The following is a 19517-nucleotide window of genomic DNA, read 5'->3' as shown; positions in this document are numbered from 1 at the left end:
ACAAAGACGATCTCCCAAAGTCGTGATACCTGATACGTGCTACATGATACGTAAAAGATGAAAAAAGCACTTTTTATAGACCGTGACGGCACCATACTGGTAGAGCCGCCAACCGATTTCCAGGTAGATTCCTTCGAGAAGTTTGCCTTTATTCCGAAGGCCATTACCAACCTGGCGCGTATTTACCGCGAGATGGATTATGAATTTGTGATGGTGACGAACCAGGATGGCCTGGGCACCGACTCATACCCGGAGCATACGTTTTGGCCCTATCAGAACAAGATGCTGGAGATCCTGGAAAGCGAGGGGATCCAATTTGATGAGATACTGATCGACCGCAGCTTTGAGCATGAGGGGCTGGAGACACGCAAGCCAGGCATCGGTATGATGAAGAACTACCTTGCCGGGGAGTATGACCTGGCCAACAGCTTCGTGATAGGCGACAGGCAGACAGACGTGAAACTGGCGCAGAACCTGGGGGCCAAAGCTATCTTTATCGGGGAAGCTGCGGCTGAGGGTGCAGCCCTCAACACCACCGACTGGGATGAGATTTATACTTTCCTGAAGCAGCGGGGCACCGGCCGCACAGCCAGCGTCCGCCGCAGCACCTCCGAGACAGATATACAGGTAGACCTGAACCTGGATGGCTCTGGCAAAATGAATATCAGCACCGGCATCGGCTTTTTCGACCACATGCTGGAGCAGGTGGCCAAACACGCAAAGATTGACCTGAACATCAACGTAAAAGGAGACCTGCACATCGACGAGCACCATACCATAGAGGATACCGGTCTGGCACTGGGCGAGGCGTTTCTAAAGGCCCTGGGAGACAAGCGGGGCATCAGCCGCTACGGCTTTTTTATACTTCCCATGGATGAGGCGCTGGCACAGGTGGCCATTGATTTCAGCGGGCGCCCCTGGACCGTCTGGAACTGTGCGTTTAAGCGCGAGAAAGTAGGGGATATGCCCACAGAGATGTTCTTCCACTTCTTCAAATCTTTCTCTGATGCGGCCAGGGCTAATCTGAACGTGAAGGTGGAGGGCGATAACGAGCACCACAAGATAGAGGCGATTTTTAAAGGCTTCGCACGAGCTGTTCGGGTGGCCGTGGAGCGAAACCTGCACGATACCTCCATCCCAAGCACCAAGGGGGTGCTTTAACAAGACCTAAAACCGAAAGAGGCGCTACTACTGTTAAGTTAGCACCTCTTTCGGTTTATACTTCTGGTACACTAAATATGTGCTCTAAGCCAGTCTTTGGCCAGGGCGATGTCCTCAAAGACTTTGATGTAGTCCGGAAACTCCGCCAGTTTTATACTTTTATCAACTGAAAGCCTGCTGAAAACACTTGGAGAGTATACCCATGCAAACACCTGCAGCCCGCTTGCACGCATCCGCGGGAACCAGTCTGCGGCCACCCAGCCGGCTGCCGTAGACCATTGCCCCTCCACGTGCGTGTTGTCATTCAGGATTCGGAAGCAAGCTTTCTCCTTCATCAGCTCCAGCAGTTTCTCGCACCCTAACACCACCGACTCATAGTTCTGATACCCACGCCAGTTCGCGTAGATCCACTCTTCTACCGGATTAAACTCAATAGCCAGGGAGGTACTTCTATATAGCAGTTCAGTGCGCGTTCGTCTCATAAGGAAATTATCAACGTTTTGGCGGAAGGACTACAAAGGTAAGCACCATATAGGGAGGAATTCAAACAAAACCTGCATTTCCTGTCCAGCCGTCGCACCTACTTGCTAAGAAACCCGGATCACGCCAGGGTCCTGCCCTAACTGGTACAGATAACATGTTTAAATTGATAATGTGGAAGGAAATCAATAACTTAGACATGTTCTCTGTGGTTTCGGGGAATTTTATTTTATTATTTAAAGATGCCTTTACAGGTGTATTTCCTGCATGGAGCGTCCGTAGTTATGAAGTACTTCTTTTTTTTACTGTTTTCCTTCCTCTTTTTTCTTGGGACTAATGTTCTTGCTTTTTCCGCTACAGATAGTACGGCTGTGGGCACGCGTGCTGGTGCAGTCGAAAAGTTAGCTGCTGTAGTACGCTATGAAACTGTCTCAGCTTTAGATTCCGCTAACTTCAGGTACAGCGAGTTTGAGCGGCTACACGCGTACTTAGCACAGGCGTTTCCGTTGGTACATGAGCGGCTGCAGGTGGAGGTGATTAACAACTATAGCCTGCTCTATACCTGGGCAGGTCAGGATGAGCAGCTTAAACCGGTGCTGTTCACTGCCCATATGGATGTGGTACCCGTGGAAGCCGCCTCGGAGGAGGAATGGCTGGAGGAGCCGTTTGCTGGAATAGTGAAAGACGGCTACGTTTGGGGCCGTGGCACCATGGACGATAAGTATAGGGTGGTGGCAATGCTGGAGGCGGTGGAGCGGCTTCTGGAACAGGGGTATGAGCCGGAGCGTACCTTGTATCTGGCCTTCGGCCACGATGAAGAAATAGGGGGCGACGAAGGGGCAGGGAAAATCAGCGAGCACCTGCAGCAACTGGATGTGCAGCTGGAGGCGGTTTTTGATGAGGGCCTGGCCGTGGCAGAGCGGGTAATTCCCGGAATAAAGGAACCCCTGGCCCTGGTGGGCACGGCTGCCAAGGGCAGTTTGAACCTGCTTCTGACGGTGAACGGCACCGGAGGCCACTCGTCCGCGCCCCCCGCAGAGACACCCATCAGCATCCTGAGCCGCGCCATTAGCCGATTGCAGCAGAACCCCTTTAAGCCGAGGCTGACCTCCACTACCCGCGAGTCGCTGGAAATCCTGACGGAGCGGATGGGCGGCAAGTACCGGTTTGCGATGCGGCACTATGGGTTGTTTAAGAAAAAGATCCTGAAAAAGCTGGCATCCGATCAGGCCACGGATGTCCTGATCCGCACCAAGTTGGTACCTACCATCATCGCCGGGGGTGAAAAAAACAACGTTTTGCCCCGCCAGGCAAGCGCCGTACTTAACGTGCGTATCCTGAATGGTGAGAATGACCAGACGGTACTAGACTATGTGCGCAAGGTGATAAAAGATGACCGGGTGGAGATTTCCCAGTATGGTGTTTATACGCCTCCTTCGCCTGAAACTCCTACCAATACCTGGGTGTACGATGCCTTGAAAACCACCATACAGCAATCGTTCCCGGATGCACTGGTCGTGCCCGCGCTTTTCCCCGGTGCTACAGATGCCAGGCATTACGATAGCCTGACATCCAACATTTTTCGGTTCGCGCCCCAGGTTGTGGATCGGGAGTCCGCGCAGCTTGTCCATAACGTGAATGAGCGGCTGGCGCTGAGTGTACTGGAAAGAAGTATAAGCTTTTATGCTACCCTTGTTCGAAACACCTGTGGCAGTGCTGAGTTGGAGCACTTGGCTGATGCCGAAGCGGCCATCTTGGGCATAGACACGGAATGAGCCTGGGAAATTAATTCGGAAGAAGATTTGTTTTATCCGCTTTAGCTTCTACATTTGCAAGCGTAGTGGGAATAAAAGATCAGTCCCATACAATTAGAAAAAAGACACAATGATTCAAAATCTTCATATGGCATGGTGGTGGCACGTTACGCAAAGTATCGTGAACAGCCATTCTATGCCGCATATGAAGTAACATATAAAAGCATTAATCCAAGGGTATAAGAGGCCTGCTGTTCACTAGAATGGCAGGCCTTTTTTGTTTTTTTCATCACCTCAAAGCAACATGAGTAAGTATAAACTAACAACCACCTACAAACAACTCCTGGCCGACACGCTGACGCCGGTGAGCGTGTACCTGAAGCTGCGCGACAAGTTCCCGAACAGCATCCTGCTGGAAAGCTCCGACTACCACGGCGCCGAGAACAGCTTCTCCTACATCTGCTGCAATCCTATGGCAAGTATAAAAGCCGAGAACGAGGTGCTGACAGAAACCTTCCCGGACGGCAGCATGCGTACCACTGATATCACGAAAGATACGGATGTGCCAAGCCTGTTGGGGGAGTTTTCCAAGAGCTTTGAGGTGGAGGAGAACAAGCAGTTTAACTTCATCCACAACGGCTTGTTTGGCTACATGAGCTACGATGCGGTGCGCTACTACGAGGATGTTGAGATCAGCAAGAAAGAAGGCCGCGCCAGTATTCCGGATCTATACTATGCGGTGTACCGCCACATCATCGCCATCAACCACTTCACCAACCAAGCCTACATCTTTGCGCACAACTATAACCAGGGAGATGATGAAGGCATTGGCCAGTTGGAGGCTATCCTGAACAGCCGCAACATTCCCAGCTTTTCTTTCAAAACCACGGGTGCAGAAGAGCACAATATCTCTGGTCAGGAGTTCCTGAAAAACATTGCCAAAGCTAAGGAGCATTGCTTCCGCGGCGATGTATTCCAACTCGTTCTTTCCCGCCGCTTTGCACAGGGTTTTCAGGGAGATGAGTTTAATGTCTACCGTGCCCTGCGCTCTATAAACCCGTCGCCCTACTTGTTCTACTTCGACTACGGCAGCTTTAAGATCTTCGGCTCCTCGCCGGAGGCGCAGCTGGTGATAAAAGATCAAAAGGCGAGCATCTTCCCGATTGCCGGCACCTTTAGGAGAACCGGGGACGACGCTGCCGACGCCGCGCTGGCTGAGAAACTGCTGGCCGACCCGAAGGAAAATGCAGAGCACGTCATGCTGGTGGACCTGGCACGTAATGACCTGAGCCGCAACGGCCACAGCGTGGAGGTGGAGACCTTCCGCGAGATTCAGTACTACTCGCACGTGATTCACCTGGTATCTAAAGTGTCCGGCACGCTGCACAACCAGGAGGATGCCTTGAGAATGGTGGCCAGCACTTTTCCCGCCGGTACGCTGTCCGGAGCTCCCAAGCACAAGGCCATGCAACTCATCGACAAGTATGAAACTACCAACCGCAACTTCTACGGCGGCTGCATCGGCTTCCTCGACTTCAACGGCAACTTCAACAGCGCTATCATGATCCGCTCGTTCCTGAGCAAAGACTATCGGTTATACTTCCAGGCAGGTGCAGGCATTGTGGCCGCCTCTAACCCGGAAAGCGAACTGCAGGAGGTAGACAATAAATTAATGGCGCTGCGCCGCGCCCTGGAACTGGCCCAAAACATCAACTAACATGGACGTACTCGTAATCGACAACTACGACTCATTTACCTATAACCTGGTGCACCTGCTGCAGGAACTGGGGGCCACCGTAACGGTGCGCCGCAACGACAAAACCACACTCGAAGAGGTAAGCCAATTTGAGAAGATCATGCTATCGCCGGGCCCGGGTATTCCGGACGAGGCGGGGCTGCTGAAAGAGATCATCCGCACCTACGGCTCCAGAAAAGACCTGTTCGGCGTGTGCCTCGGGCATCAAGCCATAGGGGAAGTATATGGCGGTAAGCTGTTTAACAGCAGCGAAGTATGGCACGGGGTGGCAACGCCGGTGCAGGTTGTTTGTGAGGAAGAACCTCTTTTTAAGGGACTACCCAAAGAGTTTGAAACCGGCCGCTATCATTCATGGCTGGTAGAAGAGGAGCTGCCGGATTGCTTGGTGCCCACGGCCGTGGATGAGCAAGGCCGCATCATGGCACTGCGCCACAAAAACCATAAAGTACGCGGCGTACAGTTCCACCCCGAGTCAGTGCTGACAAAGTATGGCCGGGAGATAATTAAGAACTGGCTGGAAAGCTAGACATAGGACTGTGTGACAAAGGACAAAAGAGAAAAAAGTCCTTTGTCTTTTGTCAAAGAATCATTTGTCAAGAGAAAAGAAATGAAAGAAATACTAAACCACTTATTTGAACATAAAACCCTGACCAAGGCGCAGGCACGGGAGGTGCTGGCCGATATTACCAAAGGCAAGTATAACCAGAGCCAGGTGTCCTGCTTCCTGACCGTGTTCATGATGCGCAGTATTACGGTGGAGGAACTGGAAGGCTTTCGCGATGCACTGCTGGAGCTATGCCACCGCGTAGACCTGGATGCCTACAACCCGATTGACCTGTGCGGCACCGGCGGCGATGGAAAGGATACCTTTAACATCTCCACGTTATCTTCCTTTGTGGTAGCGGCCAATGGCGTGGCGGTGGCGAAACACGGAAACTATGGCGTGTCGTCCTCCTGTGGCTCGTCTAATGTGCTGGAGGCGCTGGGTGTTAAGTTCACGACCGATACAGATGCTATCCAGCGAAGCATTGAGAAGTATAATATCTGTTTCCTGCATGCGCCGCTGTTCCACCCAGCCATGAAAGGCGTAGGAGCCATTCGCAAAGACCTGGGCGTGAAAACCTTCTTCAACATCCTTGGCCCGATGGTGAACCCGGCTTTCCCGAAGCGCCAGCTGGTGGGTGTATACAGTCTGGAGCTGGCCCGCATGTACAGCTACCTGTATCAGCAAACCGATACCCGCTATACCATTTTGCACAGCCTGGACGGCTATGATGAGGTATCGTTGACGAGTCCTTTCAAAGTGATCTCCGACAACAAAGAAGCCTTGTTGGATCCGGCAGCTCTTGGTCTGCCTACGCTGAAGCAAGAGCAAATAAAAGGAGGCGGAAGTATAGGATCGGCTGCCGAGATCTTTCTGAAGGTGCTGAAAGGAGAGGGTACCGAAGCGCAGACTGCCGTGGTATCGGCCAACGCCGCCATGGCCCTGCAATGTGCCCGCCCGGAGTTGGCACTGCAGGAGGCTGTAAGTATAGCCAAAGAAACGCTTGCATCAGGAAAAGCTTACCAGTTATTTAATAGCTTAATAAACGATCAGAAGCTGGTGGAGGCATAAGCATTATAAAGTCTCCACATCTACAAATTTTCAAATCAGAACAACATGAACATACTCGATCAGATCATCGCCACCAAGTATAAGGAAGTAGCCGAACGCAAAGAGCTTTACCCCGTTAAGCTGCTGGAGAAGAGTTTATACTTCGAAACGCCCTGCATTTCGCTGGAGCGTTACCTGCTGCGTCCCGACAAGAGCGGTATCATTGCCGAGATCAAGCGTAAATCTCCTTCCAAGGGCGACATCAACCCTTATGTTTCGGTAGAGCGCACCTCGATCAGCTACATGCAGGCAGGTGCCTCGGCGCTGTCGGTGCTGACGGACGGGCCATACTTTGGCGGTAAGAACGAAGACCTGCTGACGGCCCGCAAGTTTAATTACTGCCCGATCCTGCGCAAGGATTTTACGGTGGATGAATACCAGATCGTGGAAGCAAAGTCAATCGGAGCGGATGCCATACTTTTGATTGCCGCAGCACTGGAGCCAGCCCGCCTGAAGGAACTGGCGGCATTTGCCCGCTCCTTTGGCCTGGAGGTGCTGCTGGAGGTACATAACCTGGAAGAGCTGCAGCAAACGCTTTGCGAGGAAGTAACCGTGGTGGGCGTGAACAACCGCAACCTGAAGGACTTTGTGACCGACGTAAACACTTCGCTGGAGCTGGCCAACCATATTCCGGGCGGCATCACCAAAGTTTCGGAGAGCGGCATCAGCAAACCCGAGACATTGGTGACGCTTCGTAAGGCAGGTTATAACGGTTTCCTGATCGGGGAGACGTTTATGCAGAACAGCCGCCCAGGCCAATCTGCTGCCGCTTTCATCAAAGAATATAAACAGCTGCTGGCGCAACAGGAGGTATCGGCATGAAAATAAAAGTATGCGGCATGCGCGATCCGGAGAACATCCGGCAGGTGGCGGCGCTCCGGCCCGACTACATGGGCTTTATCTTCTACGAAGCCTCCAAACGCTTTGCAGAGGGCCACATCACTCCGGAGCTTCTGGCCGAGCTCCCAGCAAGTATAAAAAAGACTGGCGTGTTCGTGAATGCTCCTTTCGAAAGTATAAAAGCCACCGTGGAGAAGTATAAACTCGATGCGGTGCAGCTGCACGGGAAGGAGTCGCCGAGAGGATGTGCCTTGGTGAAGGGCTTGGGCGTGGAGGTGATCAAGGTTTTTTCAGTGGATGATCGCTTCGTCTTCGAAAACACGCTGCTCTACGAATCCTCCGCCGACTACTTTTTATTCGACACCAAAGGCCAGGAGTACGGCGGCAACGGCATTCCCTTCGATTGGGAGCTGCTTAAGGGTTATTTATCCCCTAAACCATACTTCCTGAGCGGAGGCCTGAACCTGGAGAATGTAAAGCATCTGGATAAAGTACGGCCTCAGCCTTATGCGATTGATGTAAACAGCGGTTTTGAAGAGAAGCCGGCACTGAAGAAGGTGGAGGAATTGGACAAGCTTTTTGAGTTGATAAGGAAAGTATAGATAAAACGAGAACCCACCCCTAACCCCTCCGTGGAGGGGAGTCAGGTATCACTGGGAGGTCCCCTCTTGGGAGGGGCAGGGGTGGGTTACATATAGAAAGTATAAACATGAGCTATCACGTTAACGAAAAAGGATTTTACGGCAAGTTCGGTGGGGCCTACGTCCCGGAGATGCTGTACCCCAATGTGGAGGAGCTGCGGCAGAACTACCTGCGCATCCTGCAGGAACCGAGCTTTCAGGAGGAGCTGCAGGCGCTGCTAAAGGACTATGTGGGCCGCCCTTCGCCTTTATACTTGGCACCGCGCCTTTCCGAAAAGTATAACACCAAAGTATACCTTAAGCGCGAGGACCTGAACCACACCGGTGCGCACAAGATCAACAACACCATTGGGCAGGTTTTGCTGGCCAAACGATTGGGCAAAAAACGCATCATTGCGGAAACAGGTGCCGGGCAGCATGGCGTGGCCACAGCCACAGTGTGCGCCTTAATGGGCCTGGAGTGCATCGTGTACATGGGCGAAGTGGACATTGAGCGGCAGGCGCCGAACGTGGCCCGCATGAAGATGCTGGGCGCACAGGTAGTGGCGGCGACCAGCGGCAGTAAAACGTTAAAAGACGCTACCAACGAGGCTATCCGTGACTGGATTAACAACCCAGAGAACACTTATTACATCATCGGTTCTGTGGTAGGGCCGCATCCGTACCCCGACATGGTGGCCCGTTTCCAGGCGGTGATTTCGGAGGAGATAAGGGCACAGTTGCTGGAGAAAGAAGGAACTGAGCTGCCAAGTTATGTGGTGGCTTGCGTGGGCGGCGGCAGCAATGCGGCGGGCGCTTTTTACCATTACCTGGATGAGCCGCAAGTACAGCTGGTAGCCGTGGAGGCTGCCGGCAAAGGTATTCTTTCCGGAGAGTCGGCGGCTACATCTGTTCTTGGTAAAGACGGGATCATCCACGGCAGTCGCACGTTGCTGATGCAGACGGAGGACGGGCAGATTACCGAACCATACTCCATTTCTGCTGGCTTGGACTATCCGGGAGTAGGTCCTTTGCACGCGCATTTGTTTGAGAGCGGCCGTGCCCGCTTCGAGAGCGCCACCGACGAGGATGCCCTGCAGGCGGTATTGGAGCTGACCAGGCTGGAAGGCATTATTCCGGCGCTGGAAAGTGCACACGCGCTGGCGGTGCTGGAGCGCCTGCAGGCCAAGCCGGAGGATATTGTGGTGATCAACCTTTCCGGTCGTGGCGACAAAGACTTATCAACCTACCTAAAGCATTTTCACTTCGATGAAAAATAGAATCAAAAGCCTGTTTGCACAGAAGCCTAAGGGTTTGCTGTCGGTATACTTTACGGCTGGCTTCCCGAAGCTGAACGACACAGAAACGATCATACTGGAGCTGGAGAAGAACGGTGTGGACCTGATTGAGATCGGCATGCCTTTCTCCGATCCGCTTGCCGATGGCCCTACGATTCAGGCCAGCAGCACCGTGTCGCTAAAGAACGGCATGACCATTCCGAAGCTGTTTGAGCAGCTGCAGGAAATCCGCCAGAAAACCCAGATTCCGCTGGTGCTGATGGGTTACCTGAACCCGGTGATGCAGTATGGCGTGGAGCGCTTTTGCCAGAAAGCCGCTGAGGTAGGTGTGGACGGCATTATTCTGCCTGATCTACCCCTGCACCAGTATGTGGAGGAGTACAAGGAGCTGTTCGAGCGGTATAACCTGAGCAAAGTGTTCCTGGTTACGCCGCAAACACCGGAAGCCCGCATCCGGGAGATAGACAGCCACAGCAACGGCTTTATTTACATGGTGTCGTCGGCCTCTACCACGGGCAAAACAGTGGGTTTGGCCGAGCAGAGCCAGGCCTATTTCCAGCGGGTGGCTGGTATGCAGCTGCAAAACCCGGGCGTCATCGGCTTCGGCATTCACGACAAAGAAACTTTTGCCGCTGCCTGCAACCACGCCAGCGGGGCCATTATCGGCAGTGCTTTCGTGAAGGCGCTGCAGCGGGAGGGAAGCCTTTCGGAAAACATCAAAACATTCATCCAAAGCATCAAAAACTAACATGATCATACAACTGCAGCAAGGGATACCAGCAGAGCTAAAAGAGAACATTCTGAAGCAGGTGCAGGAAATCGGCTATAAAGCCAACGAAGTGAGAACCCAGCAGGCGCACTACCTGGTAGCCATTGGCAAGAAGGAATTCGATATTCGCCAGATTGGGCAATTGCCGGGTGTGGCCGATATTCACCGGGTATCGGAAGAGTATAAACTCATTTCCCGCAGGTGGCGCGTAAATCCTTCTGTCATCGATTTGGGCGACGGCGTGACGGTAGGCGAAGGTAACTTCAGCATCATGGCGGGTCCTTGTTCAATCGAGAGCGAGGAGCAGATTGAGCGTGTGGTGGCGCACCTGGTGGAGAATAACGTGAAGATCATGCGTGGTGGCGTGTTTAAGCCGCGCAGCTCGCCTTATGCGTTCCGTGGTTTGGGGATAGACGGGCTGAAGATGTTTCACCGTATCTGTCGCGAGAACGGCATCAAGATCATTACCGAAGTGATGCAGGTGTCGCAGATAGAGGAGATGGCTGATTATGTGGATGTGTTCCAGGTGGGCGCGCGCAACAGCCAGAACTTCAACCTGCTCGATGCGCTGGGCGAGGCACAGAAGCCGGTACTGCTAAAACGTGGTATCTCCGGCACGCTGGAAGAACTGCTGCAGGCAGCCGAGTATATCTTCTCCAACGGAAACGAAAAGATCATGCTCTGCGAGCGCGGCATCCGTGGTTACGAAAAAGCCTACCGCAACATACTGGACCTGAACGCAGTGCCGGTGCTGAAGGAGAAAACGCACTTGCCGGTCATCGTGGACCCGTCGCACGGCATTGGCCTGCGCGACTATGTGGCCAGTATGGCCTTGGCCTCCGTTATGGCTGGGGCCGACGGTGTGATCTACGAGACGCACTACACGCCGGAAAAAGCTTTCTCGGACGGACAGCAGACACTGAACTTCCAGGAGTCGGAGCGGTTGATAAAGCGGATGCGGCAGGCGTATGAACTGCGGGAGAGTTTCTAGGATTCGTTAAACGTTGTTCGTTGATTGATACTTTTATGGGGCGAGCCTCCTTGCTTGTGACTGACAATAGCTTGGGCCTCAGGCCCAGTCGGATTACAAATCCGATTTTATAGTAAGGTCCGGATTGCAAATCCGAACCAGCAAAAGTAGGGGGATGATTCTTCGTGCATGAGCAAATACCCCTGTAGTCTCCCTGAGTGAACAAACCTTTATAAGTAAAAAAGCCCGGTACATCATCTGCACCGGGCTTTTATACTTTAGTTTACTTCTTTGTTCAGCGTCTCGTCTAACCAGTTGAAGAACTCGCGCTGCCACACAATCGCGTTTTGCGGCTGGAGTACCCAGTGGTTTTCTTCCGGCAAGTATAACAGGCGGCTCTTGATGCCTTTGAGCTGCGCCAACTGAAACGCCTGCAGCCCTTGCTCAATACCTACCCGGAAGTCCTGGCCGCCCTGCACGATCAGGATCGGGGTATCCCATTTGTTAGCGTACTCGCTTGGGTTGAACTCCTTATAGCTCTGCGGCGACTTGGTATCCCAGTAAGGGCCTTTCAGCTCGTTGTTGGCAAAGAACATCTCTTCCGTAGTGCCATACCAGCTACGCATGTCAAACAGGCCGTCGTGGGCGATAAAAGTTTTGAAGCGGCCCTCGTGCAGACCAGCCAGCATGAAGACAGAGTAACCGCCGTAGCTGGCACCTACTGCACCCAGTCTTTCCTTGTCTACATAAGGCTCTTTGGCCACATCGTCAATGGCGGCCAGGTAGTCGCGGATGGGTTGGCCTCCCCAGTCGCCGCTGATCTGGCGGTTCCATTCCTCACCATGGCCCGGCATGCCGCGGCGGTTCGGCGCCACCACGATATAACCCTGTGCAGCCATCAACTGAAGGTTCCAGCGGTAAGAGTAAAACTGCGTTAGCGCCGACTGCGGACCGCCCTGGCAGTACAACAGGGTAGGGTACTTTTTGTTCGGGTCGAAATCCGGCGGATACACCACCCACGAGAACAGGTCCTTGCCGTCGCTGGCTTTGGTGATGCGTGGCTCTACTTTGCTCAGTGAAAGCTTGCTGTAAATTTCGTCATTCACCTTGGTGAGTTGCGTCAGCTTGCCGGATTTTGGCTCCAGGCGGTACAGCTCCGGCGCGTGGTTCATGTCGGTGCGCGACACGATCAGGTTACTACCAGCCTGCCCCACGATGCCGTTCACGTCGAACTGTCCTTTGGTAACCTGCTTTATACTTTTAGCGGCAAACTTGTCGAGGTTTTTCGGGAGTGGAACCTCGAACACCTGGATCGTGCCCTTAGTAGGCGCTACGAGCCAGATTTTGCTGCCGTCGTGGCTCCACTCAAAAGAGTTGATCGTCTCGTCCCAATCCTTGGTCAGGTTATACTTCTTACCGGTCTTGGTATCAAGTATGATCAGCTCGTTCTGGTCGGCTTCGTTTCCCTCTTCGTCCATCGCCAACCAGGCCAGTTTAGAGCCGTCGGCACTGTAGGTGGGGTGGGTGTCGTAACCAAGGTTGCCTTCTGTAAGATTCGTTGTTTTGCCGGTGGAGACATCGTAGCGGTAGATATCGGTGTTGGTGCTCACGGCGTAGTCTTTGCCATACTTCTTCTTGCTCACGTAAAGTATGGATTTGCTGTCCGGGCTCCAGATCATGTCTTCCTTGCCGCCAAAAGGCATCTGTGGCGTGTCATAAGGCTCTCCTTTCATGATGTCTACGGGAGTGCCAACTTTGCCGTCCTGGTAAGGCGCGAAGAAAACATGCTGAAACTTACCGTCTTCCCAGGTATCCCAGTGGCGGTAGTTCAGGTCATCGTACACGTACGCATTAGATTTTTGCAGCTCCGGGTAAATATCGGTGCTGTGTACCTCCTTTACTTCTACTTCGCGGGAGAAGAGTAGGTGTTTTCCGTCGGGGGAGAAACGCACGTTGCTCAGGCCGCCTTCCACACTTGTCAGCTGCTTTGGCTCGCCTTTTCCGCCGTTTAGCTGCCACAACTGGCCCTTGTGCAGGTAAACGATAGTACCGCTGGCCTTATCGATATGCACCACGCTTTCGCCGCCTTTGGTAGAAGTCAGCTGCGTGGGTTGTCCGCCGGAAACTGGAATAGCGTAGAGGTTGCGTTCACCACTATTTTCCTCCATGTTGATGTGCGTAACACCATATATCACCGCCTTGCCGTCTGGTGTTACCGTTTCGGCAGAAACCCGGCCCAGTTTCCAGAGTAGTTCGGGTGTCATGCGCTGTTGTGCCTGCGCAAAGCTCACGGCAAACACACCAGCCAGTATTAGTATCTTTTTCATATTTCAAAAATAAGCTAAATCCCTACATCTAAAAATGCAGAATCAAGTATAGCCGCAAAGAAAGTGTATAGTTTTATGGTTTTATACCTCTTGGCCCTTATATTTGTGGCAATGAAAGGCAACATGGCTCATATCCACCATCATCATGCACGAAACAACAGTTTCGGAGCCGCTAGCCTATGGATTTGCTAAACGTATATTAACCTATACATCCAAAAGCCTGACTCCGACCAGAGTCAGGCTTTTTTGTTTACGATCAGGATATTCAAATGAACAGGATTTATACTTTAGCACTAATTCATAATGCATCAATATTCATTCGTAATTATAAAAAATGAACCTGGTTATAGTTGATTACAAGGCCGGAAACGTGCAGTCGGTGCAGTTTGCACTGGAGCGGCTGGGCGTGCAGGCCACGCTGAGCGCTGATGCCGAAACCATCAAGGCTGCGGATAAAGTGATTTTCCCGGGGGTAGGGCAGGCGGCTTCGGCTATGGCGCAGCTTAAGGCTCGTAACCTCGATAAGCTTTTGCCAACATTGGAGCAGCCGTTCTTTGGCGTTTGCCTGGGCATGCAGCTGCTCTGCCAGCACTCCGAAGAAGGCAATACCGAGCTGCTCAACATCATTCCGCTGCCGGTAAAGCATTTCGATACCGACCTGAAAGTGCCGCACATGGGCTGGAACCAGCTGGAACAACTTGAGTCGCCGCTGTTTGGGGGGCTGCAGGAGAAAGAGTACGTGTATTATGTGCACAGCTATTACGTGCCGGTAAGTACCTATACTATCGCACAGACCTCTTATCCGGAGCCTTTTTCGGCTGCTTTACAGTATAAAAACTTCTACGCCGCGCAGTTTCACCCCGAGAAAAGCGGGCCTGCCGGTTCACAGATACTTAAAAACTTCCTTGCCCTATGATGGAGATCATCCCAGCGATAGACATAATCGGCGGCCAATGCGTGCGCCTGACCGAAGGCGATTTCGCGCAGCAGACCACCTACGACAGCAACCCGCTGGAGGTAGCCAAACGATTCGAAGCCAACGGCATCAAGCGCCTGCACCTGGTAGACCTAGACGGTGCGCGAGCCAAGAAACCGGTTAACCTGGCGGTGCTGGAAAGTATAGCGGCCAGTACGAACCTTACAATAGACTTTGGCGGCGGCTTGCAGTCGGATGAGGCGGTGAGGCAGGCGTTCGACGCCGGCGCTGCTCAAATCACAGCCGGAAGCATTGCCGTGCGCGAACCGGAGACCGTGAAAAGCTGGCTTTTGAAATATGGCGCCGAGAAGATCATCATTGGGGCAGATTTTAAAGGTACCAACATTGCCATCTCCGCCTGGACCGAAGAGAGCAAATACCCGCTGCAGGACTTTATTTCCGGCTACGTACAGACAGGTGCGAAGCTATTTATCTGTACTGACGTGAGCAAAGACGGCAAATTGCAGGGCCCATCGCTCAATACATACCGCCACCTGAAGCTCACCTTACCGGAAGCCGGTATCATTGCAAGCGGCGGCGTTACTACTGTAGAGGACCTGGAGCAACTGCAGGAGATAGGCGTGAAAGGAGCCATCATCGGGAAAGCCATATACGAAGGTACCATTCAGTTAAAAGATTTAGTGCGATTCTTATGTTAACCAAGCGAATTATACCTTGCCTCGATATCAAGAACGGCCGCTGCGTGAAAGGGGTGCAGTTCGAAAACATCCGCGACGCCGGTGACCCTGTGGAGCTGGCGAAGTGGTATGCCGGGCAGGGAGCCGACGAGCTCGTGTTCCTGGACATCACCGCTACCAACGAAGGTCGTAAAACCTTTGCCGAGCTGGTGCGCGACATTGCCCGGCACATCGACATTCCCTTTACCGTGGGTGGTGGCATTAGCGCTGTGGCCGATGTGGAGGTGTTGCTGCAGAACGGGGCCGATAAAGTATCTGTAAACTCCTCTGCCATTAAAAGCCCTCAGTTGGTAGAAGAGCTGGCCAAGCACTTTGGCAGCCAGTGCGTTACCGTGGCCATCGATACCAAGTATACTGAAGTCACCGGCTGGAAAGTGTACACCCGCGCCGGCACTATAGAAACTGAACACAAAACAGTGGATTGGGCAAAGCGGGTGGTGGAGTTGGGTGCCGGTGAGATCCTGCTGACAAGTATGAACAACGACGGCACCAAGGCAGGCTTCGCGCTGGGTATTACCAGAGAAGTCGCCAAAGCCGTTTCTGTGCCCGTGATTGCCTCCGGTGGGGCCGGAAGTATGGAGCATTTTGCTGACGCTTTCCTGAAAGCCGATGCGGATGCTGCCCTGGCTGCCAGTTTGTTCCACTTTCGCGAGCTGGGCATTCCGGACCTGAAGCAGTACCTGAAAGAGCAGGGCGTAGCGGTACGAATTTAATTTTGATTGAGCGGATGAGTGACTGAGTGAATGGCTAACTCCTTCTCTAACTCCTAAACTCTTTAACTCTCTAACTTTTTAACTCTCTAACTATGTTAGATTTCGAGAAAGCAGGTGGCTTGATACCCGCCGTGATACAGGACAACCAAACCGGCCAGGTGCTGATGCTGGGCTACATGAACCAGGAAGCACTGGAGAAAACCAGGCAGCAGGGGCTGGTTACTTTCTTCTCCCGTTCCAAAAACCGCCTCTGGACCAAAGGCGAAACATCCGGCCATACCTTGCAGGTGGTGAGCATTGCCCAGGATTGCGATGCCGATTCGCTGCTCATCAAAGTAACACCAACTGGCCCTACCTGCCACACCGGCAGCACCAGTTGCTTTGGCGAGGAAGAAACAGCTAACAGAGCCAGGGCCATTCAGTTTATCGCGCAGCTGGAACAGGTGATTCAGGAACGCAAGGCTAATCCGGTGGAAGGTTCTTACACTAATTTCCTTTTTGAGAAAGGCGTAAACAAAATTGCCCAGAAAGTAGGGGAAGAAGCCGTAGAAACAGTGATTGACGCCGTGGCCGGCAAGCAGGACACCATGAAAGGCGAAGCGGCTGATCTGCTGTACCACTTGCTGGTGCTGCTAGCTGCCACCGGGCTAGAGCTAAAGGATGTGGTGTCAGTGCTACAAGAGCGCCATCAGAAAAAGTAACAGGAGGTAATGCTCGAAACCACCGGGAAGTAAAGTATGCTTTATCTCCCGGTGGTTTTACGTTAGCGGGCTTCCACAAAACTACGGATAGCATCTGCCACTTCGCTGCCGCGCTCTTCCTGCACAAAATGGCCGGCTTTATACTTTACCACTTTTGCTTCTGGAAACTCCTGCTCCCATTTAGTCAGTAAGTGCAGCGGCAGCAGTTTGTCCTTCTCCCCCCAAAGTATAAGCTTATTTATACTTCGTAGTTTATCGCGTTGCTGCCACAGCTCTGCAAAGTAGGGGCCGGAGTCGTGCAGGGCTTTTGCAAACTGCCAGGTCCCTTTTCTGCTGGCAGCTGTGGAGAGGGGCTTCTGGTAGTGTTGCTTGATGTCTTTGGTCAGGTGATTGTTTTCGTGGTAGCCTTGTGGCAGGAGCACCTTGGCCGAAAAACCTAGCTGCAAGTATAAAAAACGACCGATGCCACCGGCCATAAACCGGCTGACCTTCATGATTCTGGCTTCGCCCTCTAGGCTCCACATCCAGGTATTCAGGATTACCAGGTTCTTCACGTTCTCCGGGTGCCGCAGCGCATAGCGTAGGCCTATCGGCCCTCCATAATCATGCACCACCAGCGTGATGTTCTTTAGTTGTAAGGAATCAATGAGCTGCTCCAGGTTATCGGCATGTGCCTCTGGTGTATACGCAAAGTTAGTTGGCTTCTCAGATAAGCCAAAGCCGAGATGATCGGGGGCGATGCAGCGGTAGTTTCGGCTGAGGGATTTTAGTTGCTGCCGCCACACAAAAGACCAAGTGGGCGTGCCATGCACAAACACAATCGGATCGCCAGCGCCTTCGTCCACGAAATGCATTTTACCTGTCGGCAGATCCAACGAATGGTGCGCAAAAGGATAGAGGATACGGTCGAGCCATTTAGGGGAATTCATAGTTTCAGGTCTTTGAAAGGTTTATTGAATGATGCAGCAACGTAAGGCTAAGATACTGCTCCATCGACAGATTTCTATACTTACTACAGGAGCACACGTATAAAACACCCCGTTCGGTATACTACTACCGAATATTTGCGGTCAGCTCTACGGCTGTACCCTAAAATTTGCGTATGGTACGCAAAACCCAAGTATACATGCGACACAATTCCGATAAAAGTTCTTTTAAAGCAATAAAGTGGCTGAAAGTGATAGCCTGGGTAGTGGGCGTGGCCCTTTTTCTTTTCGTGGGGCTTTTCTTCTTTACGATTTGGCTGCAGAACAGGATAGAGCGTACGGTGGCAGAGCAGTCGAAAGGCATCTACAGCCTGCAGCTGCACGGTTTGGAAACCTCGCCTTTTCTGGGTAGCCTATCCGTAGATAGTTTGTCCCTGGTGCCGGATTACAGAAGGTGGCAGGAACTAAGCGAGCAAGAGCAGGAGGTACCGCGTACTTTGCTGGGGCTTCGCACCGGAGCTATACACCTGAGAAAGCTGAGCTATACCAAGGCCCTTTTAAAACAGGAGGTACAGCTGGATGAGTTGGAGGTGCAGCAGCCCACCTTGCTGCTGTCGGTGATGCGGGCAGACACTACATCAGCCCCTAAACCGCTGCACGAAACGGCGAAAGGGTTTCTACAGGGACTCGCTATCGGTAAAATAAATGTGCGGCAGGCAGGTCTGTACTACCGGGACGGCACTGCCTCAGACACGCTTTTCTCGTTGCCAAGCTTCCAGCTTGCCGTAGATGACTTCAGGCTGGATAGCGCATCTTTTATGGGGGAAGATAGGGCCTACTATGGACAAAGGTACAGGCTGGCGGCTGCAGATGCCGGGTTTCTTTTCTCTGATGGATTATATCAGCTCAGCACCGATTCTATTAACGTGGATACACAAGCTGGTAATGTGCTGCTGCAAAGTATGAAAATCGTGCCGTTGGCTGATCCGGCCGCTATGGCGCGTGCCAAGGGAGAGGCTGTGACGCACCAGGAGGCGGAGGCGAAGCTGGTATCACTTGAGGGAGTTGACTTTGCGCGACACTCTCGCAACAACAGCATCCGGGTGAAGTATGCACTGCTGCAGACCCCGTCGCTTGTGGCTTTCAAGGATAAGCAGAACTTTCAGGATAGGGGGACCAAGAAGCTGCCGCACCAGCTGGTGCAAAGTATAAAAACGCCCTTTCTGATCGACTCCCTCGACCTGCAAGACGGCTACATCCGGTATTCGGAGCTGGTACCGGAGGCTGTGGAGCGCGGGCACATCACCTTTCACCACCTAAACGCAGGCTTCAGTAACTTGTCCAACATACAGGGACAAATAACCAGAGAAAATCCCGCTATAGTTACTGCAAGTACCCAGGTGATGGACAGGGCAAGGCTGGAGGTAATTATCCGCCTGCCACTGCTCGACCCAAGCGGCTACCATACGCTGGAGGGCACTATCGGGGAGGCGAACCTGCAGCTGCTCAATCCCATGCTTATTCCAACCGGCTTTGTCAGGGTAGAAAGCGGCCATGTTAACAGCGGGAGATTCACGGTTGAGCTTAATAAGTCGCAGGCAAACGGAACCATGCGCCTGCTCTACAGCAACCTGAAGCTGGACCTGCTGACCAAGGGCACCGGCGGGGAACAGAGTATCGGGAAAGAGGTGCTCTCGCTACTGGCAAACAAAGTAGCCATAAAAGAGAGCAACCCCAGTCCGGGAGAGAAGCCGCGCCAGGGCACGATCACCGTCACCAGAGATCCGGGAAAGTCTGTTTTTAGCTACTGGAAAGATTGCCTGACCAGCGGATTTATGTCGAGTATGGGGCTGGAGGGAATGGCTGAGCAATAA

The 19517-nt window shown here is 52.7% G+C and carries 18 protein-coding genes; 15 read left to right on the top strand and 3 right to left on the bottom strand.

The window, feature by feature from the left end; translation table 11 throughout:
* Positions 1 to 57 precede the first annotated feature (57 nt).
* On the top strand, positions 58 to 1161 hold the full coding sequence (gene hisB, locus OH144_RS07735; RefSeq protein WP_266205725.1) for a bifunctional histidinol-phosphatase/imidazoleglycerol-phosphate dehydratase HisB: 1104 nt from the start codon (positions 58 to 60) through the stop codon (positions 1159 to 1161).
* 71 nt (positions 1162 to 1232) lie between these two features.
* Here hisB and OH144_RS07730 read toward each other — a convergent pair whose 3' ends face one another.
* Positions 1233 to 1643: a hypothetical protein gene (locus OH144_RS07730; protein ID WP_266205724.1), complete on the bottom strand. Its 411-nt coding sequence runs from the start codon at positions 1641 to 1643 to the stop codon at positions 1233 to 1235.
* Positions 1644 to 2012: 369 nt separating this feature from the next.
* Between OH144_RS07730 and OH144_RS07725 the strand changes: the two genes are divergently transcribed.
* The 9 genes from OH144_RS07725 to aroF all read left to right on the top strand — a co-directional run bounded on the left by OH144_RS07725 (position 2013) and on the right by aroF (position 11323).
* Positions 2013 to 3416 carry a M20/M25/M40 family metallo-hydrolase gene (locus tag OH144_RS07725; RefSeq protein WP_266205723.1) on the top strand — a complete coding sequence of 468 codons (1404 nt, stop codon included), beginning with the start codon at positions 2013 to 2015 and terminating at the stop codon, positions 3414 to 3416.
* A 283-nt stretch (positions 3417 to 3699) separates the two neighbouring features.
* A complete protein-coding gene (locus OH144_RS07720) occupies positions 3700 to 5112 on the top strand; it encodes an anthranilate synthase component I family protein (protein ID WP_266205722.1) in 1413 nt (470 codons plus the stop codon).
* Position 5113: 1 nt separating this feature from the next.
* Positions 5114 to 5677: an anthranilate synthase component II gene (locus tag OH144_RS07715; protein WP_266205721.1), complete on the top strand. Its 564-nt coding sequence runs from the start codon at positions 5114 to 5116 to the stop codon at positions 5675 to 5677.
* A gap of 81 nt (positions 5678 to 5758) precedes the next feature.
* The gene (trpD, locus tag OH144_RS07710; RefSeq protein ID WP_266205720.1) at positions 5759 to 6766 is read left to right on the top strand and encodes an anthranilate phosphoribosyltransferase; all 1008 of its coding nucleotides are present in this window, start codon (positions 5759 to 5761) and stop codon (positions 6764 to 6766) included.
* A 45-nt stretch (positions 6767 to 6811) separates the two neighbouring features.
* A complete protein-coding gene (trpC, locus tag OH144_RS07705) occupies positions 6812 to 7627 on the top strand; it encodes an indole-3-glycerol phosphate synthase TrpC (RefSeq protein ID WP_266205719.1) in 816 nt (271 codons plus the stop codon).
* The gene (locus OH144_RS07700) at positions 7624 to 8247 is read left to right on the top strand and encodes a phosphoribosylanthranilate isomerase (protein WP_266205718.1); all 624 of its coding nucleotides are present in this window, start codon (positions 7624 to 7626) and stop codon (positions 8245 to 8247) included. Before trpC ends, OH144_RS07700 begins: the two co-directional genes overlap by 4 nt.
* Positions 8248 to 8354: 107 nt before the next feature.
* A complete protein-coding gene (trpB, locus tag OH144_RS07695) occupies positions 8355 to 9545 on the top strand; it encodes a tryptophan synthase subunit beta (RefSeq protein WP_266205717.1) in 1191 nt (396 codons plus the stop codon).
* Positions 9535 to 10311: a tryptophan synthase subunit alpha gene (trpA, locus tag OH144_RS07690; protein ID WP_266205716.1), complete on the top strand. Its 777-nt coding sequence runs from the start codon at positions 9535 to 9537 to the stop codon at positions 10309 to 10311. The genes trpB and trpA overlap by 11 nt, the downstream gene beginning before the upstream one ends.
* Before the next feature lies 1 nt (position 10312).
* Positions 10313 to 11323 (top strand): 3-deoxy-7-phosphoheptulonate synthase, encoded by a 1011-nt coding sequence (gene aroF, locus OH144_RS07685; RefSeq protein WP_266205715.1) that lies wholly within the window; start codon positions 10313 to 10315, stop codon positions 11321 to 11323.
* A 257-nt stretch (positions 11324 to 11580) separates the two neighbouring features.
* Here aroF and OH144_RS07680 read toward each other — a convergent pair whose 3' ends face one another.
* Positions 11581 to 13629, bottom strand: a complete 2049-nt coding sequence (locus OH144_RS07680) for a S9 family peptidase (RefSeq protein WP_266205714.1) — start codon at positions 13627 to 13629, stop codon at positions 11581 to 11583.
* Between the two features lie 334 nt (positions 13630 to 13963).
* Here OH144_RS07680 and hisH point away from each other — a divergent pair, with 334 nt between their 5' ends.
* From hisH to hisIE, 4 genes are all read left to right on the top strand, one after another.
* Entirely contained in the window at positions 13964 to 14545 is a 582-nt protein-coding gene (hisH, locus tag OH144_RS07675) for an imidazole glycerol phosphate synthase subunit HisH (RefSeq protein ID WP_266205713.1), read from the top strand.
* Entirely contained in the window at positions 14542 to 15264 is a 723-nt protein-coding gene (gene hisA, locus OH144_RS07670) for a 1-(5-phosphoribosyl)-5-[(5-phosphoribosylamino)methylideneamino]imidazole-4-carboxamide isomerase (protein WP_266205712.1), read from the top strand. Before hisH ends, hisA begins: the two co-directional genes overlap by 4 nt.
* Positions 15258 to 16016: an imidazole glycerol phosphate synthase subunit HisF gene (gene hisF / locus OH144_RS07665; protein WP_266205711.1), complete on the top strand. Its 759-nt coding sequence runs from the start codon at positions 15258 to 15260 to the stop codon at positions 16014 to 16016. The genes hisA and hisF overlap by 7 nt, the downstream gene beginning before the upstream one ends.
* A gap of 92 nt (positions 16017 to 16108) precedes the next feature.
* Positions 16109 to 16717, top strand: a complete 609-nt coding sequence (gene hisIE / locus OH144_RS07660) for a bifunctional phosphoribosyl-AMP cyclohydrolase/phosphoribosyl-ATP diphosphatase HisIE (protein WP_266205710.1) — start codon at positions 16109 to 16111, stop codon at positions 16715 to 16717.
* A 62-nt stretch (positions 16718 to 16779) separates the two neighbouring features.
* Here hisIE and OH144_RS07655 read toward each other — a convergent pair whose 3' ends face one another.
* On the bottom strand, positions 16780 to 17646 hold the full coding sequence (locus OH144_RS07655) for an alpha/beta fold hydrolase (RefSeq protein ID WP_266205709.1): 867 nt from the start codon (positions 17644 to 17646) through the stop codon (positions 16780 to 16782).
* A 197-nt stretch (positions 17647 to 17843) separates the two neighbouring features.
* On the opposite strand from OH144_RS07655, the gene OH144_RS07650 reads away from it, so the two are divergent.
* Positions 17844 to 19517 (top strand): hypothetical protein, encoded by a 1674-nt coding sequence (locus tag OH144_RS07650; protein WP_266205708.1) that lies wholly within the window; start codon positions 17844 to 17846, stop codon positions 19515 to 19517.

Origin of the sequence: Pontibacter kalidii (genome assembly GCF_026278245.1) — a bacterium.
Lineage (GTDB): Bacteria > Bacteroidota > Bacteroidia > Cytophagales > Hymenobacteraceae > Pontibacter > Pontibacter kalidii.
Note: the sequence above shows the minus strand (reverse complement) of the source record. Positions and strands in the feature narration are given on the sequence as shown.